The sequence below is a fragment of the Roseiconus nitratireducens genome, from assembly GCF_008629675.1.
Lineage (GTDB): Bacteria > Planctomycetota > Planctomycetia > Pirellulales > Pirellulaceae > Stieleria > Stieleria nitratireducens.
In genome coordinates this window covers 611,218-627,328 of record NZ_VWOX01000004.1, presented here as the reverse complement: position 1 = coordinate 627,328, position 16,111 = coordinate 611,218, and the positions used below count along the sequence as shown (strand labels likewise).

Sequence of the window (16,111 nt, the reverse complement as noted above, 5' to 3'; positions counted from 1 at the left end):
GAACGTCGCAGGAATCGATCGTAACGCGCTGCGTCGCCCAATGCGCGGTGGAACCGCAAAATGAATTGGATTTGGGATGGCGAGCGAATGGTGCGGATCGATGGTGTTTGGTGTGGAGGATGTATTCGCCAGTTTCTGTCGCCCCTTCGGGGCTGGGTGTTTGGTGCGAAAGTGAACCGGCGGTCAAGCCCGGGCTTGCCCGCCGGTTTCAGTCTCCACCCAATCCCCCTAGTCCCGAAGGGACGACAGATCTCTCGTTCTGCGATTGGCAGGTCAAACCGTCAGTGAACGGTTCCTGGCGACGACCGGCCAAGGCGCTCCCGCTCTGCCATCGCTGACCGGCCAGGCGTGACTGTGCAGCGCGACGGTCGGGCAGATGTGGTAGGGAACACCATACAGCACGGTTCCGGGGGGAAAGTCAGCGGCGCGCGGGGTCTGTAACACGAGGTGCTCCTCGCTGTGCATCACCTGCTGGGCCTCCTCCAGGCCAAAGAACTTCACGCGTGGCAGGGGAAACTCCGACGCGACGGCTTTGTGCCCCAGATCGATGCACAGTCGGTCCCCGGTCGGGCGGCTGATCACACGACAGATCAGCACGGCCGCTTGCTCCATGTCACTTTCCGGGCCCAGCGACGGTTGCCCGGCGTCCCACAGCACCGACGTTCCGGCGCTGACCTCGATGTCTTCGTGTCGGGCCAACATCAGCTGCGACGTCGGGGTGCCGCATCCGACGATCTGGGGCACCGAAAAGTCCTCGCCACGGAGTTGGTCTCGCAGTTGCCATACGGGGGCGAACGCCTGCTCCGCTTGCTGAAGCAGTCGGTCGGCGTCGGTGTCATGCAAATGGCCGTCGTAGGCGTGGAACCCCGAGGCGTGCAGCCCCGGAAGTTGACAAATCGACCGGTACACCGTCGCTGCCTCGGGGCCCGGCGGGATCCCGGTGCGGTCCATTCCCACGTTCAAATCCAGGTAGGTTCGGATGACCAGGCCCACAGCTTCGGCGGCGCCGGACAGCTCTTGTGCGATGGGCTCATTGTCGACGATGGTGGAAAAACACGTTTCCGGAAACGCTTGTTGCAGCTTGATCAAGCGTTGGATATTCGGCCCGACGGGTTGATACGCCAGCAGCACGTCCTTCCCACCGGCGGAGGCCGTCATCTCCGATTCCGCAATCGTGGACGTCTTGAACTTGGTGATTCCTGCCTCCAACTTCATCTGGATGATTTGCGGCAGTTTGTGAGTCTTGACGTGCGGCCGGATGCGACTGGCATCGCCGGACCACTGGACCATTCGTTGCAGGTTTCGTCGGATGCGATCCGGATAGATCAGCAATCCGGGGGACGGAACGACGTTTTCGTTGGTGATGGCGTACCAGGCGGGCATGATGTCTTCGTCGGCGGATTGGGGGGAAAGCGAATGCGAGTTTTAGCAGCAAATGCGTCGGCGTTGGACGTGGGCGGTCCCAAATCCCGTTCACGCTTCCTTTGGGCCTTCTTTGCGACACACCTGCAAACGCTCGCTAACCATTCACAACCCTCCCCGCGTCGTCGCAGGCTCCTCCGCGACCCTCCCGCGAGCGGGAGGGTGAAGTAATCAGTGCGCGACCTCCTGACGGACGTTCATGTGAACTTTGGTGAAGTCGATGCAGATCCGCCGCAGCAACGACCGGGTGTGTGTGTCTAAAATGGAAGTGCTTTCCCCCACCTGCCATGACCTCCCCCAGAATCCGCATGCGTTGCACGCGATTGTGCCCCTCCATTCTGTTGGTGCTGCTGTTTGCCGTTCGGTGCTGCGCCGCCGGGGTGGATTTTGATACCGAAGTCCGACCGATTTTGTCGGACAAGTGTTTTCCCTGTCATGGGCCCGACGAGGCGACCCGAGAATCGGGTTTGCGGTTGGACAACGCTGCCGGAGCACTGGGGGATCTGGGGGGATACGCTGCGTTCGTGCCCAACGACGTTGCCAACAGCGTGGCGATCGAACGGATACTGGCGGAAGATCCAGCCGACAGGATGCCGCCGCCGGAATCGAAGCTGGAGCTCACGTCCGCTGAGAAGAAAGTTTTGGTGGACTGGGTCCAGGCGGGTGCCAATTGGTCGGAGCACTGGGCGTTCGTGCCGCCGGCACCGGTGGTTGCGCCCGACGATGATTCGGGGTGGGCCCGCAATGAAATCGATGCCTTCATCCTGGATGCTGCCAAAGCGAACGGGCTGACGCCGCAGGAAGAGGCTTCGCGAGAGACATTGATCCGCCGATTGACGCTGGATCTGACGGGGTTGCCGCCAACTCTGGCCGAAATCGACGCGTTTCTGGCGGATGATTCCGATCAGGCCTACGAGAAACTGGTGGATCGTCTGCTTGCATCGCCCCGCTACGGAGAACGGATGGCGTGGGATTGGTTGGATGCAGCCCGCTACGCGGACACCGACGGGTTTCAAGGCGATCCGACACGCACGATGTGGCCCTGGCGCGACTGGTTGGTCGACGCGCTCAACCGCAACTTGCCCTTCGATCAATTCACCATTGCGATGCTGGCCGGGGATCTGCTGCCCGATGCGACGCCGGAGCAAGTCCTGGCAACCGGATTCAATCGCAACCACATGTTCAACGGAGAGGGCGGACGCATCGCCGAAGAGACTCGCGTTGAAAACGTGTTCGACCGCGCCGAGACGACGGCGACCGTTTGGATGGGACTGACCATGACGTGCTGCCGGTGCCACGATCACAAATACGATCCGATCTCACAGAAAGACTATTTTCGGTTGTACGCGTTTTTCAATCAGACCTCGGAAACCGGACGGAGCGGACGCGGCAAGACTCCACCGGTGCTGGAGTACCTGAATCCCGAACAGCGTCTCCGTCGTCAATCGCTTGTCCGGCAGCGTGAGGCATTGGACGCGAAACTTGCGGCGCCCGATGAAGCCGTTGACGCGCAGCAGGCTCAATGGGAGGCGGAGCTTCGCGAGCGATTGGGCACCGCGGACCACACGATCGAGTTTTCGCCGTGGTGGCAGCTTGGACCGTTTGAGTTGGATGGCAAAAAAGCCTTCGACCAGGACTTGGGTCCCGAGAAGCAGGTCGATTTGGAAGCGACGGTTCGCGGTCAGCAGTGGACTCAGAAGGAGTCGCTGGCGGACGGACGTGTCAATGAATTGCCTGCGACGATCGGAGCGACGTATCTGTATCGTTCGATTCTGTCGCCGGCGGCGATCAGCATTCGCGTTTCGTTGGGTTCTGACGACGCGATCAAAGTGTTTCTCAATGGCCGGCAAGTCTTGGAGAACTTTGCCGCGCGGGCTGCGGCTGAGGACCAGGAAGTCATCGATCTGGAACTGAAGGAGGGTCGAAACGACCTGTTGATCAAGATCGTGAACACGGGTGGCATCGCCGGGTATTACTTCAAAAAAGTTGGGGAGTCCTCGTCGGGGTTGCCGATCGATCTGGTTTCCGCCGTTCTGGTCTCAGCGGATGAACGCTCCACTGCCCAGCAAAAGCAGGTCCGCGAAGCGTTTCGCGCACGCCACGTGCCGGATTGGGAAAAGAGCGTGACTCAACGCGATCGATTGAATCAGCAGATTGAACAATTGGATCGGCAACAGGTCTCCGTGATGGTGATGGACCAATTGCCGGCGGAGCGACGGCGCGAGACGCTGGTGTTGGAACGCGGTGGATACGACAAGCCCACGGAGGTCGCGGTCACGGCCGATACGCCGGACGTCTTGCCACCGCTGCCCAGTGGATCCGCCGATCGGCTGGCGTTGGCCAGGTGGCTGGTCACTCCGGAGCATCCGCTGACGGCGCGAGTGACGGTCAATCGCTACTGGCAAACCTTCTTTGGTCGCGGCATTGTGCGTTCGACCGAAGATTTTGGCAGCCAGGGCAGTCCGCCGTCTCACCCGAAGTTGCTCGATTGGCTTGCCAGGCGGTTCGTCGACAGCGGTTGGAATGTGAAGCGAATGCACAAGCTGATTGTGATGAGCGCGACGTATCGACAGAAATCGCAGGTGCGTGACGAGGCATACGAAATCGATCCTGAGAACGTGTTCCTGGCGCGAGCGCCGCGAGATCGCATGCCGTCGTGGATGTTGCGTGATCAAGCCTTGGCCCTGGGCGGACTGTTGGATCCGATGGTCGGCGGTCCGCCGGTCAAACCGTACCAGCCCGAGGGAATCTGGGCGGAAGCGACCTTTGGGAAGATTCGCTATCAGGCCGATCAGGGCGCCGCGCTGTTCCGGCGGAGCCTGTACGTGTTTTGGCGACGCATTGTCGGACCGACCATGTTTTTTGACAGCGCCAAACGCCAGACCTGTGAGGTCAAGCCGACGCGGACCAACACACCGTTGCACGCGTTGACGACGTTGAATGAAACGGCGTTTGTCGAGTCGGCGCGGGCGATGGCCCAGCGGGTGATGATGCAAACCGGTTTGGATTCTGAGCGAATCCGGCGAGCCTTTCGGATGGCGACCGCTCGGGAGCCGAACGAGTTCGAAGCCGGCGTGTTGGCCGAGCGGTTGGCGGTGCTTCGCAACGATTACGCCCAGCACCCCGATCAGGCCGAAGCATTGCTGTCGGTGGGGGACTCGCCGCGTGATCGGGAATTGGACGCGGTCGAGCACGCGGCAATGACCGTGATTTGTTCGACCATTTTGAATTTGGATGAGGTGTTGTCGGGACCGTGAGATGGGTGGGCCCGGGGACGCGGTGGTTTGGCAATTTGGGGACGCCAGGCGGGAGCCTGGCTTGCAGTGCGTTCCCAGGCGGGAGCCTGGGAACGAGATCGTCGGGAGCGACGAACCGGAGAGAGCAGGGGAGTTAGAGCGTTTGTCTTCTGGTTTCCATGCTCCCGCCTGGGAACCGGCTGTCTCCAAGGCTCCTGCCTTTGAACCACCGCCGGCGATTCCAACGCAACGCCATTGGACCATGACCAACGAAGAGGACTTGATGTTCTTCAATCGCGAGCAAACACGACGTCAGCTTTTCAGTTCGGCGGGGACCGGTGTCGGGCTGGCGGCGCTGGCGACGTTGCTGGGGCGAGATGCCCGGGCCGGCGGCGGATTACCGAGCCTTCCGCACTATGCGGCGAAGGCCAAACGGGTGATCTACCTGCTGCAAAACGGGGCGCCCTCGCACGTGGACCTGTTCGACCACAAGCCGATGCTTACCAAAATGCATGGTCAGCAGATCCCCGATTCGGTCGTCGGCGGGGCCAGATTCAGCACGATGACCGGCGGCCAGACCGAGAGGCCCTGTCTGAAAGAGATCACTCGGTTTTCGAGACACGGCGACAGCGGTGCGACCGTTTCCAGTTTTCTTCCCCAGACCGCTGCGATCGCCGACCAGTTGTGCTTCATCAAATCGATGCACACCACGCAAGTCAATCACGCTCCGGCCATCACGTTCTTCCTGACCGGCGACGAACGCCCCGGGCGTCCCAGCATCGGTTCCTGGCTCAGCTACGGGTTGGGGAGCGAAACCGAGGAATTGCCCGCATTTGTTGCAATGACATCACGCGATAAAGAAGCGTCGTGCGGGCAGATTTTCTACGACTACTACTGGGGCAGTGGTTTTCTTCCGACGGTCCATCAGGGCGTTAAGTTTCGCGGAAGCGGTGATCCGGTTCTGTACCTTTCCGACCCGCCTGGGATCGACCGCCAGCGGCGGCGTGGGATGTTGAGTGATCTGGCGGCTCTGAACCAGAATCGCCTGGATGTGGTGGGAGACCCGGAGATCGCCACGCGAATTCGGCAATATGAAATGGCCTACCGGATGCAAGCTTCGGTTCCGGAATTGACGGACCTGTCCGACGAGACCGAAGCGACGCTGAAGATGTACGGTCCCGACGTTACCAGGAAGGGATCGTATGCATACAACTGCCTGATCGCGCGGCGGTTGGCCGAGCGGGGCACGCGTTTCATTCAGTTGATGCACGCCGGTTGGGACCAGCATCGCAATTTGAACAGTCAGTTGGAGATCCAGTGCCGAGACACCGATGCTCCTTCGGCCGCCCTGGTCAAGGACCTCCGACAGCGAGGACTGTTGGAGGACACGTTGGTCATCTGGGGTGGCGAGTTCGGACGCACTCCGTTCTTGCAAGGAAGCATCGAAGACACGAAGCGTTGGGGGCGCGACCACCATCCGTACGTGTTCACGATCTGGATGGCCGGCGGAGGAATCCAGCCGGGAATGACGTACGGTGAATCCGATGAGTTCGGGTTCAGCGTTGCCCGAGACGGTGTGGGCGTGCACGACTTCCAAGCCACGCTGCTGCATTTGTTGGGCATCGATCACGAACGGCTGACCTATCGATACCAGGGTCGGCGATTTCGCCTGACGGATGTGCACGGCGAAATCCTGCATCCGATACTGGCATGATCGCGGTTTTGCCGAGCGGGCTCGTCGTGCGAACGGGATCGCGGTTGATTCGAATCGGCTCGGAATGACAGTGGGTTCGGCATCAAAAGTGGCCGGCATCGCGACGAGACAAGCCGGCATCGCGACGAGACAAAGGGAGCATTCGGGTGGCATTGCCAAATCGCATTCAGCAGTACCTGGGGCGGTTCTCATTTATCGGTCTAATCACCGCGGCGCTTTTCTTCGCTGCTTCGGTCACGCCATCGCTGTTGCCCCGGAACATCATGGTTCAAGGGCTGCTGTCGGGATTCGCGCTCGCATTTGGATATGGGGTGGGCGTCTTGCTGGTCATCGCCTATTTGTTTTTCGAATTGCCGGCGCCCCGACGCAAGCTGGAATTCTACGCCAAACGCGTCACGGTCGTTCTGGTAGCAATCATCTTTGTCGTTTGCCTGTGGCACATGACCTACTGGCAAAATTCGATCCGAGAGTTGATGGACATGCCTCCGTTGCAGTCCGCCTATCCGATCCGAACCGCTGTTCTTGCGGTCGTGTTCGGCGTTTTGCTCATCACCGTCGGGCGGACATTCGTCAGCTTTTGTGTTTGGATGTCGGAAAAGCTGAATTGGTTTCTTCCCCGCCGCGTCGCCGTGAGCCTGGGGGTCGTTATCGTCGGACTGGGGACGCTGTTCGTCGTCAACGGCGTCGTTGCCAGATTCCTATTGAAGATCGCGGACGCTGCCTCGCTACGTGCCGACGAATTGATTGAAGAGGGATGGGAAAAGCCGGCCGATCCCATGGCCTGCGGCAGCAGCCAGTCATTGGTGTCATGGCAATCGATTGGTCGTCAGGGGAAGAAGTTCCTGCTGGAGGGGCCAACCGAGCAGGGGATCGAAGAGTTTTGGGACGGATCCGGGGTTTCGCCCATTCGGGTCTACGTCGGCATGCGATCACGATCCACACCGGAAGAACGTGCTCGTTTGGCGCTGCAGGAACTAAAACGGGTGAACGCCTTTGATCGATCCGTCTTGATCGTAGCCACACCGACCGGTACCGGTTGGTTGGATCCCGGGGCGGTTGACACCGTGGAATACCTGCACCGCGGAGATACCGCCATCGTATGCACGCAGTATTCCTACATGCCCAGCTGGTTAACCATCCTGGTCGACCCCACGCGGTCGGTCCGCTCGGCCCGATGCCTGTTCGATGAGATCTACGATTACTGGAAAACCCTGCCGAAAGACAACCGTCCCAGGCTTTACCTGCACGGTCTGAGCTTAGGATCGCTGGGGTCGGAGGTTTCGGCAAACCTGTACACCATTTTCGAAGATCCGATCCAAGGGGCCGTCTGGAGCGGGCCACCATTTCCCAGTTCTCAATGGTCCGCCGTCGTCCAGGCCCGCAACGAGGACTCTCCGGCATGGCTGCCGCGCTACGAAGATGGGGCGTTGCTTAGATTCACTTCTCAGGAAAACATGCTGGATACCGGAAAACGTTGGGGCTCCATTCGAAGCGTCTACATTCAATACGCCAGCGATCCGATGGTGTTTTTCTCTCCGGACCTTTGGAGACGCAAGCCGGAATGGCTTGTTGGAGAACGAGGGCCGGATGTTTCACCGCATTTGACCTGGTACCCGCTGGTGACATTTCTTCAAGTTGCATTCGACCTGCCGATGGCGACCAGTGTGCCGATCGGATACGGGCACAACTATTCACCAAAGAGCTACCTGGATGCGTGGATCGCGGTGACCCGTCCGGACGATTGGAGCGAAGAGCATCGCCACCGGTTACTCGAGTTGATGAACGGACCGGTGGACGAACCGGACGACGGCAATGGATGACTCTCCCCTCACTTCCTCATCATTTCACGGTCAGCCGATTGCGAACCTGCACCGCTCCGCCTTCGATCGCGTTTTCCGCGGCGTCGCTCCGTTCGATCTGGCTATCAACCGTTCCGGTCAGGGTCGCCAATCCATCTTCGACGGAAACGGCTACCTGTTGTTCATCGACAAAGGGTGACCAGCGAAGCTGGGTGCGGACGTCGTCCTCAATTTCGCGATCTGATTTTTGCCGAGTCTTGGCGTAGTCGAAGTTGTAGTTGTACCGGGTCGCGTCCCAGTCATAGCCGAAGCGGAAGCTCGGCTGGTCGTAGGAAACGGTCAGGTGGTTGGCCACGTCCGTGACGCCGTTGACCTTGGCGACGATGTCCTCCGCTTCAGCTTTTTGAAAGTAGGAGTCCACGCTGCCGTACAGATACACCGTTCCGTCGTTGGATTCGATTTCGATGTCGAAACGGTCCACGACAGGGTCGCGGATGAGCGCCATTCGGACGTCCCGGACGATTTGCTCGGCGGTCCGTGCTTCTTTTGGCCTGACCTTCAGGTAGTTCTTCACTCGCCAAACGCCGGTGGTGTTGATAGCGTTTTGGGCTGCGGCCCGCTTGGCTTTCAGGTTGTCGACATTTCCGATCAAGGTGACGGTGCCGTTCTGGCAGATCGCTGTCAAGTTGAACGCGTTGACGCGGGGGTCGTATTGAAACGTGTCTCGGACGGCCTCGCTGATCGCGGCATTGGACAATACGGTCTCGCCCTGCTGTTTTCTCAGCAGCTTGTCTCGCGCCCACCACTGGACTTCCAACTCGTCCGTCTGCACGGAGCGAACGCCACTCACCCAAGCGTCGTCGCGGGCGAGCGTCTTTTCGTAGCGGCTGCCAATGATGCCCGAAAGCGTGACTTCCCCGTTGTCGACCTCCACTGAAAGCTGTTCGTCGTCCAAGCGTGCGTCCCAACGCAATCGGTGCTGAATCTCGGTACGTATTTCGGCATCGGAGCGGTCGTCTTCGTAACGGATGTCGGTCTCATTTTTGATCTCTTTGACGCCGCGGACGCCCTTGATGATTTTGGTTGCCAGAGACTGCTGGGCGTGGGAATCCGCATCGCCGCCCAGGGTCACCACTGCGTCGTCAACCGCGATCTCGAATTCCCAGTCATCGGTTGCTGGGTCACTTTCAAGTGCGGCAATCACGTCCGAGCGGATTTCTCCATCGGTCCGAATCGTGGGCTGGACATCCAGGCGGTCGATGATGGACCGGACGCCTTTGATCATCCCAGCGATCCGGCTCGCACGGTCCTTCGCCAGGATCGTCTTGACCGTTCCGTCCAACGTCACCACGCCGCGTTCCACCGACACGTCAATCCGGTTTGCGTTGACCCCTTTGGCGCCCCACAGTTCGCCGTCGACGGCCATCGCAATCTCCGCGTCGGGTATCGTTTCTTCACCGCTTGCTTCACTTTCAGCAGGTTGGTTCGCAGGCGGCGTGTCTTGGGCGGCCAGTGGTTTCCCATGCCACGGGGACTCATTCCAGGCGGGCGTAAAACTGAACAGGAACAAACCGACGACCAAGGTGACCGCTCGCCAGCAAACGGATGATGATCGTTGAAGCGCTCGGGACCGGTTTCGTGACGTGGATTCTCGGATTCTGGCTTTTCGGATTCTGGAGATCGGTGTGGCGGTCATCGTTTCGCTCCACGGATCGGGCGGTGGAATGGGTGAGCCGGGGCTGCTGCGGCCATTGACGGCACGCAACGCTTCGGCCGTCGATTCGAACGCCGGAGACGCTGGGGCCGGAGTTGGTGCCTGGTCGGCCGTCGCGCAGCCTGATCACGGACAAATCACGCCGCGGCTCAAGGCTGCTGTGCCGCATGCAGAACAGCCGGGAAGAGAACACTGGGGCAATTGATGTGCCAGCTCGCGTCGCGATTCGTTGCTTGCCGATTGGATTCCGGGTTGCGCATCAAGCACGTCGAGCAAGTGGCCATCGCAGCTGATTTTCAGTCAGAGCCTAGCTGGACAGCGCCACTTTCAATCAAACACCATGATCTGCAGTGCAATGAGCGCCACGCGGCTCACCCAAAGTGGCGCTGTGCAGCTAGAACTGATGGATGTGCGGTTCCGAAGCGCCGTGTTCGCCAGGACTCGATTCTCCCGACCCGTGGTCGTGATTGTGCCCCGGCAGGTTCTCGATGGTGACCGCGATGGCCACGCCGAACAGCAGGGCGGCGGTCAGTTTTCCGCGGTCGTGATCGTGAAACGCGACTTCGGGAAGCAGGTCCGCCAGGGCGATGCAGATAAAGAAGCCTGCGGAGATCGCCAGGCCCCAGCCCAGGATTTCAGTTCCCTGAATCAGTCGCGTCACGCCCAAGTAAAAGCAGGCCGCGCCGATCGGACAGGCCAGCGAAAACAGCAGGCTGGCGGTCCGCTGGGCCTGTGAGGACCAACCTTGACGGCTCATTACCGACGTGATGGCGAATGAATCCAGCGGGATGTGGAGCACAATCACCAGGAACGTTCCGATTCCGGCAAGTCCCAGGGAGCTACCGTGCGAGGCATCGGCGATCACGCTGCTGGCCAACGCGACGCCGTCGATCAACGTATGCAGGGTCAGGCCGAAGAAAACGCCCGCCCATCCGAACCTTCGTCCGGTCGGCGTGTGGTCATGCGAATGTCCTGCGTTGCCGATCCGCGAATGCAGGTGGGCGTGCGCGTGGTGATCATGATCATGATGGCCGTGTCCGTCGTGGTCATGGTCATGGTCATGAGCATGGTCGTGATCATGGTCGTGGTGCGATGAGTGATCTTGGCGATCGTCAGCGCCCGACGGAAGTCCATCTTCGGAGACGGCGTCGGTGACGGCCGGTCGTGCCACGGATCCGCTGTGGTCATGGGTGTGGAACAATCGGATCAGCAAGAACATTGCGATCAGTCCCAACAGGGATCCGGCTCCGGTCTTGGTCGATGACTGCAAGATTTCGCCGGCGTGCGGCAGCAGATGCAGCATGGCAATTCCCAGCATCAATCCGGCCACGCCGCTCATCAACAGCTGAGTCCGCAGGTGCGTCATCCGGATCAAATCGGAAAGGCGTCCGCCGGCATTGGAGGCCGCAAAGATAAAGACGCAATAGACAAATAGGAGAGAGCCGGGAGACATCAGCAGATTGCAAAGGGAATGTTAAGGGCCGGCAGATGGTACGCGATCCCGGGGCGGTTGGCTACGGGTAACAGCGATGCACTTGCAAATCAATTGCATTAGGGTACGCTGTGCCGGGGAACCACTGTCAGCGGGTACCCTGTCCCCGGGAACCACTCCTTTGCCCGGCGAATCATGAGGTGATTTGGATTCATGGACGCTGAACCGAAACGAGATGCGGCACTTTCGCTGGAGGAAGTGCGTGACGACATTCGCCGATCGGGGCTGCGCGCAACACCCGCTCGCGTCGCCACGCTGCGATTGTTGCGGCAGTCGTCATCGCCGTTGACGCACGCCACGGTTGCCGAATCCTTGGCTGATTCCGGGATCGACCAGGCGACGGTGTTTCGCAACTTGAACGACTTGGCCGAGTCCGGTTTGCTGCGGCGGACCGAGTTGGGCGACCACGTTTGGCGATTCGAGGCGATTCGTCCGGGGGCCGACGACCAAAGCGCCCATCCACATTTCTTGTGTGTCGACTGTGGCGCGGTCCGTTGTCTGGGCGATGTGCGGCTGACCGCCGGAAGCTTGCGAAATAGTTCCCGCGTGGGCGAGATCACGGAAATTCTGTTGCGTGGCCGCTGCAACGACTGCCTGCTGTAGCGGCATTGACCGCAATGTGGCACCGACCGCAATGCGGCATCATGGGCGGGCCACACGCATCGCCCAGCCTGAATCTCTCAGTCGCGGGGCGACGCAACGTCCAATTCGTGGTCCCCGGCGGGCACCGCTACTCGATGTGGATCGAATCGATCTGGACGATAGAGTCTGGCTTGCCCCGCAATTGCAGCCGGATTTCAGCGATCGGCTTGGCCGGGTGCATTGGGATCGCAACGGTTTGCCAATCGTCGGATTCGGTGGTCGCCGATCCGATCGGTTGCAACGTTTCATCGACCGCCGCCGCTAGCAGGGTGATCTTCGTCGATGGCGGAGCCTGCAGACGCACGAGCAGCTGACCGTCATTCTGTTCGGGCGAGAGCTTTAGCCCGTTCCTGGCGATCATCGCTTCGCCCCCGGGCAACGGAAAGTCCAGGAATCCGAGTCGTCCGGCAATATTCCCGACGTCCGGATCCGTCGCGGTCCAACCTTCGGTCTGCCAGCCGCCGCAGTCGAATTGGAACAGAAGTTTCCCGTCATCCGGGTCGCGATCATTGATCGTTTCCCATTTGTCCGAAAGTCCGTCTCCATCGTGGTCCTCGCGAACAAGTTCGTATTCCGGGTTGACCGCTTGTCCCCACTTGTGATCCATCGCCTGGTAGGCCAGTTCTTCTCGAGACTCCTCGCCGATCCCGTCATCCCCCTTGGCCAGCCACTGGTCCAACAATTCTCGATGTCGCTGGACCTGATCGGCGTACGCTTCGTCATCGATCAGATTGTGGACCTGGCTCGGATCCTGTTGCACATCGTAGAACTCTTCGGCCGGACGTTCGCCGAAATAGATTTCCGTCAACGTGGGAGAGAGCTCGCCGGATCGGTACAGCTGATGGAGGTTTTGCACGAACGGTCGATCATCACGGTACTGGGGCTGCAGAAAGATCCGATCGGTTTTGTAGTTGCGGGTGTACCGAAAGCGGTCCGTTCGCAGACTGCGGACACGATCGATGGTGTGGTCCAACCGATCTTTGGCCGCTGCCACGTAGATCCGCGGCACCACAATCTCATCGAACAGGTTTTGCCCTTCGTACCATTCCGGCTGGTCCACGCCGGCCCACGCGAGCGTCGTCGCGGAAAGATCCAGCAGGTTCACCAGGTCATCGCGCACCGACGGAGACGGGACGTAGGGCGCGGGGCCCGCGATGATGAACGGCACGTGCAGGCCGCCCTCGGTTGGCATTTGTTTGTGACGCACCAGGTTGTTGGCGCCGTGATCGCTGAAGTACACGACGATCGTGTTGTCACGAAGCCCGGCTTCGTCCAGTCCCGCCAGAACCTCGCCGATGAAGTCGTCGTCTTTCCGTATCGCGTCGTAGTGTTGCGCGACGACCTCGCGGTAAATCTGGTTCTGTGGATAGTCGGGCGGGACGGTGACCGTCGACGGGTCGACCTTGCGATCCTGGGGAAATTTTGTGGTGTTGTTCTTGCCGCCGGCCGTTTGGATCTGCCCGAAGAACGGTTGATTGTCTTTTAGATCTTCCCAGGGAATGTCGGCGCGATTCTTGCGCATCAGGGAGTAGGTGGCGGGTTCATCCCAGACGAAGTTGTAATCGGTCTTCCCAAGATTGAACGTGAAGTACCCGCTTTCCTTGACAAGTTGTGGCAAAAGTTTCATTCCATCGGGAAGAGACAACTTGGCGGGGCCGCGACTGGAACGATGTTCGTGGGCATTGAAGCGGATCTGGTTCTGGCCCCCCATCAATGCCGAACGACAAGCGGAACAGACCGGGGCCGGGACGTAGGCGCGGGAAAACCGCACGCCACGATCCGCCAGGGAATCAATATTGGGCGTGTGACCGCGGTTGATCGGGTCGCCGTAGCAACCCATCCACGGAGACGTGTCTTCGGCAAACAGCCACAGGATGTTGGGGCGTTGGTTGTCGGCGGCCGACGCCGGAATTGACGAAGCGGCCAGGCAAGCGAGCAGCAAAACGTATTTCATCACGGAAGGTTGGAAGATTGAGGATGGGGAACATTGGTGGGAACTCCGCTGTCTCTCGCCAGCGGAAGTCGGATTCTAAAGTAGCCACGCTCGCCAGAGCGTGGAGAATGTGGTTCGGCCACTGAACAGCGACACTGAACAGCGCCACTTTGTGTCAGCCGCGTGGCGTTCGCCACTGGTTTTTTTGCGTCAATCGGCCGCGAGCTTCTTGCCGCTCACTGCACTGCAAATCACGGTGTCTGTATTCAAAAGGAGTGCCAACCAGATAGGCTGTCCGCTGAAAAGGGACACCGTCCAGACAGTGTAACCATTCGCGTTCCATGCTGCCGAATCGTTCAGGCTGCCGAATTCTTCGGGCTGCCAGATCGTTCCGTCGACGGGAAAGCCGATGCCGAGGCCCCGCTGTCACCGAATCTCGATTCTGTTCTTCCGCTCGCTGAACTCAGCCATGACGCAACGATTCGCATTCTTCCATCGCCGCCTCCTTTTCCAACTCGGCTGGATCTTGTCCGCGATGGTTGCCGCGTGCTCCCGAGCCGACGAGGGGGCGCCACCCAACGTCCTGCTGATCGTCGCCGACGACCTGGGCTACAGTGACCTGGGATGCTACGGAGGCGAAATCGAAACTCCAAACCTGGATGCCTTGGCGGCCGGCGGCATCCGGCTGACACAGTTCTACACGACGGCGCGATGCTGTCCCTCGCGGGCAAGTCTGTTGACCGGTCAGTATCCCCATCGCGTTGGACTCGGGCACATGACCCAGGATATCGGCCGGCCTGGGTACCGTGGTCGAATCGATCCGGCGGCGAAGACGGTGGCGGACAGGTTCAGTGGAGCAGGCTATCGTTGTTTTCTGTCGGGGAAGTGGCACCTGGGAACTGACGATCCGACGCGTCACGGTTTCGAACGTTTCTATGGCACGTTGGTGAGCGCCAAAACGTTTTGGGATCCCGACCATTATCTGTCGATTCCGGCCGATTCGGAAAGATCTCCGCCTGCCGGGTTGCCGCAAGTCGAAACAAACGACGCGCGGTCCTTCTATGGAACCGATGCACTGACCGAGCGGGCGCAACAGTTCTTGGCAGCAGCGCGAACGACTGCGGAACGCCCGTGGTTTTTGTACCTTGCCTACAACGCGCCGCACTTTCCGTTGCAAGCACGCCGCGAGGACATCTCGCGATATGCCGGTCGCTATCACGTGGGTTGGGACGTGATCCGTCGCGAACGGCTGGCAAGGATGAAACGGCTGGGGATCGTTCCCGACGACACGGATCTTTCTTCACGATCGCATTATTGGAACTATGGCCAGACGCGTTCGGGAACGAATCCCCCATGGGATGACTTGGATCCCGACCGTCGTCAGGACTTGGCTCGCCGGATGGCGATCTATGCCGCCATGGTGCACCGTTTGGACTGGGGCGTGGGGCAAGTCATTGGCAATCTTCGCCAGGCCGGCGAGTTGGACAACACGTTGGTCATCTTTCTATCGGACAACGGCGCCTGCGCCGAATGGGATCCACACGGCTTCGATATCAAGAGCAGCAACCAAAACATTCTTCATCGCGGTGAGGAATTGGATCGCATGGGGACCGCCGGAACGTTTCATAGTCTGGGGTCGGGATGGGCGAACGCCTGCAACACTCCGTTTCGGCTGTACAAGCACTTTTGCCATCAGGGCGGCGTGTTGACTCCCTGCATTGTGCACTGGCCAGCGGGGCTTCGGGCATCACAGGGGAGCCTGGTTCACGCCCCTGCGCACTTGATCGACATCGTCCCGACGTTGTTGGACGCTGCCGGAATCGACGTGTCCCGACGGTCAGAATCAGAGTTTCCGCTGGCGGGGGCAAGTTTCGTTTCGGAATTGAACCGCGAGCCGGCCGTTCCGCGGACGATTTTTTTGGAGCATGAAGGGAACCGCGGCGTCCGCCGAGGCCGCTGGAAGCTGGTGGCACTCCGAGACGAACCCTGGGAACTTTACGACCTGATGACCGACCCGATCGAATCCAAGGATCTGGCAAAGACGAACACGGAAATCGTGCGGTCTCTGTCAGCAGCGTGGGACGATTGGGCCCGGACCAATCAGGTCACGCCGCTGCCGGACGACTACCACGTCGATTATTTGAAAGCGCAGTAGCAAG

Annotated in this window: 9 protein-coding genes; 5 read left to right on the top strand and 4 right to left on the bottom strand. The window is 60.0% G+C overall.

Annotated features, from left to right (window positions below):
• Positions 1–273: 273 nt before the first annotated feature.
• Positions 274–1,383 (bottom strand): D-TA family PLP-dependent enzyme, encoded by a 1,110-nt coding sequence (locus FYK55_RS10165; RefSeq protein ID WP_235908568.1) that lies wholly within the window; start codon positions 1,381–1,383, stop codon positions 274–276.
• Between the two features lie 347 nt (positions 1,384–1,730).
• Between FYK55_RS10165 and FYK55_RS10160 the strand changes: the two genes are divergently transcribed.
• The 3 genes from FYK55_RS10160 (at position 1,731) to FYK55_RS10150 (ending at position 8,192) form a co-directional block, all read left to right on the top strand.
• Positions 1,731–4,679: a PSD1 and planctomycete cytochrome C domain-containing protein gene (locus tag FYK55_RS10160; RefSeq protein ID WP_201743667.1), complete on the top strand. Its 2,949-nt coding sequence runs from the start codon at positions 1,731–1,733 to the stop codon at positions 4,677–4,679.
• A 241-nt stretch (positions 4,680–4,920) separates the two neighbouring features.
• Entirely contained in the window at positions 4,921–6,372 is a 1,452-nt protein-coding gene (locus FYK55_RS10155; protein WP_150076270.1) for a DUF1501 domain-containing protein, read from the top strand.
• Positions 6,373–6,518: 146 nt separating this feature from the next.
• Positions 6,519–8,192, top strand: a complete 1,674-nt coding sequence (locus FYK55_RS10150; RefSeq protein ID WP_235908567.1) for an alpha/beta hydrolase — start codon at positions 6,519–6,521, stop codon at positions 8,190–8,192.
• A 19-nt stretch (positions 8,193–8,211) separates the two neighbouring features.
• On the opposite strand, the gene FYK55_RS10145 is transcribed toward FYK55_RS10150, so the two are convergent.
• Complete coding sequence (locus tag FYK55_RS10145; RefSeq protein ID WP_161604409.1) at positions 8,212–9,753, bottom strand: BON domain-containing protein; 1,542 nt, start codon at positions 9,751–9,753, stop codon at positions 8,212–8,214.
• Between the two features lie 526 nt (positions 9,754–10,279).
• A complete protein-coding gene (locus FYK55_RS10140) occupies positions 10,280–11,338 on the bottom strand; it encodes a ZIP family metal transporter (RefSeq protein ID WP_235908566.1) in 1,059 nt (352 codons plus the stop codon).
• Positions 11,339–11,530: 192 nt separating this feature from the next.
• On the opposite strand from FYK55_RS10140, the gene FYK55_RS10135 reads away from it, so the two are divergent.
• Positions 11,531–11,980: a Fur family transcriptional regulator gene (locus tag FYK55_RS10135; RefSeq protein ID WP_150076267.1), complete on the top strand. Its 450-nt coding sequence runs from the start codon at positions 11,531–11,533 to the stop codon at positions 11,978–11,980.
• 127 nt (positions 11,981–12,107) lie between these two features.
• On the opposite strand, the gene FYK55_RS10130 is transcribed toward FYK55_RS10135, so the two are convergent.
• On the bottom strand, positions 12,108–13,973 hold the full coding sequence (locus tag FYK55_RS10130) for a sulfatase family protein (protein WP_150076266.1): 1,866 nt from the start codon (positions 13,971–13,973) through the stop codon (positions 12,108–12,110).
• A gap of 448 nt (positions 13,974–14,421) precedes the next feature.
• Between FYK55_RS10130 and FYK55_RS10125 the strand changes: the two genes are divergently transcribed.
• Complete coding sequence (locus FYK55_RS10125; protein ID WP_201743666.1) at positions 14,422–16,107, top strand: arylsulfatase; 1,686 nt, start codon at positions 14,422–14,424, stop codon at positions 16,105–16,107.
• Positions 16,108–16,111: the final 4 nt, after the last annotated feature.